Here is a 1373-nt window from a genome sequence, read left to right on the forward strand (position 1 = left end):
GCTCCAGGGCGAAGGCGATGTCCGGCGCGGGGAGGTGATGGGTGTGCACGGTCATGCGGTCGCGGGCCAGGCCCGGGATCCGGCTCGGATCGCGGGGGATGGGCGTCCGGTCGGCGAGCGACTGCGTCACGGCGGCGATCAGGTGCAGCGGGGTGGTGCCGGTGAACAGGGCACGCCAGATCGTCGGGTCCTGGATCACCGCGGTCTCGATGCTCCACAGATCCCGACCGGGGGCGCCGATCCGCCAGACGTGCGCGATGTTGTCGGGGGAGGCGAGGCTGCCGAGGTGGGGCGGCGTGTGCCAGCCTGCGTCCCGCAGCGGGGCGCAGGGATCGGGCGCTGCGGTGGGCGGGCCGGATGGATCGGTCAGGGCGTCGGTGAAGGCGGTGATGATCTCGACGGGGGTGCGGGCTTCGAAGGTGGCCGTCCAGCCGGGGTGATCCGCGGTACGCGCGTGCCGGATGGTCCACCAGCCCGGATCGTCCGGGTCGGGGTCCAGGCGCAGCTGGATGAGCTGGTCCGGGCTGGTGAGCAGGACGCGCGGCATCAGCGGGTCGTGTCCGTAGCTCCAGCCGGCGGCGCGATGCAGCGGCACGGTGATCCACCCCGGGTCTCCGCCGCCCGCGAGATAGCGCGGGGTGATGAGCGCCTGCTCGACGGTGTCGCTCACGCGCACCACCGCCGGGCCGCAGACGACGCTGCGGCGGCCTTGGGCACGGGGGGCGCCGTGACCAGTGCTGGCGCGGATGCCTTCGGTCGCTTCTGTGCCAGCGCGTTGATGGCGAAGAGCGCCTGGCCGTGGATCGCCCACTGGTCGAGGTAGTGCCAGGCTTCCGCGTAGCTTTCGGCGAGCCGTTCCTCGAACGCCTCGGTGCCGGGCCGGGCACTCGCGGGCAGTGCGCGGCGCACGGCGAGCCAGTCGTCGTGGACGGCGTACAGCCCCTTGGTGCTGTCGCGCAGTTCTCGCACCTGCCAGGCGTAGCGCCGGGTCCGGACGGAGGTGGGCAGCTGGGCGAGCTGCTGTTCGGCGACGTGCACCAGTTCGTCGACGTGGTCATATACCCAGCCGAAGGAGACCAAAGTGTCGGAGTCACGCTGGCGCAGGCCGTAGGCGTCCTCGTCGTAGGGCTGGTGCGTGTCGGGGTCGGAGTGCTGGTCGGAGTAGGAGTCCCAGGCGGCGAGGATCTGCCTGCTTTCCCGCAGGTAGATGGCGAGTTGGCTCAGATGGAGGCGGTGCTCTGGGCTCGCGGGTTCCGTTGGAATGGTCAAGAAGGGCCTTCGGGCATACAGGTGTGACGGCGAGGGGGCGCGGCGCGGCCGGCGCCGCGCCGCGTGGTTCAGCGGCCCCGGGCCGCAGCAGCGGCCAACTCGGC

Annotated in this window: 2 protein-coding genes; both read right to left on the reverse strand. The window is 72.0% G+C overall.

The genetic code is table 11. From position 1 onward, the window contains the following. Nucleotides 1–670: DUF317 domain-containing protein (locus tag O3Q52_RS53080; protein WP_269655548.1), on the reverse strand; the 670-nt coding region annotated here is incomplete at its 3' end. After that, nucleotides 667–1269, reverse strand: coding sequence for a hypothetical protein (locus O3Q52_RS53085; protein ID WP_266586546.1), 603 nt, complete (start codon nucleotides 1267–1269; stop codon nucleotides 667–669). The genes O3Q52_RS53080 and O3Q52_RS53085, both read right to left, overlap by 4 nt. Nucleotides 1270–1373 lie beyond the last annotated feature (104 nt).

It is taken from the genome of Streptomyces sp. ActVer (genome assembly GCF_027270795.1).
GTDB lineage: Bacteria > Actinomycetota > Actinomycetes > Streptomycetales > Streptomycetaceae > Streptomyces > Streptomyces umbrinus_A.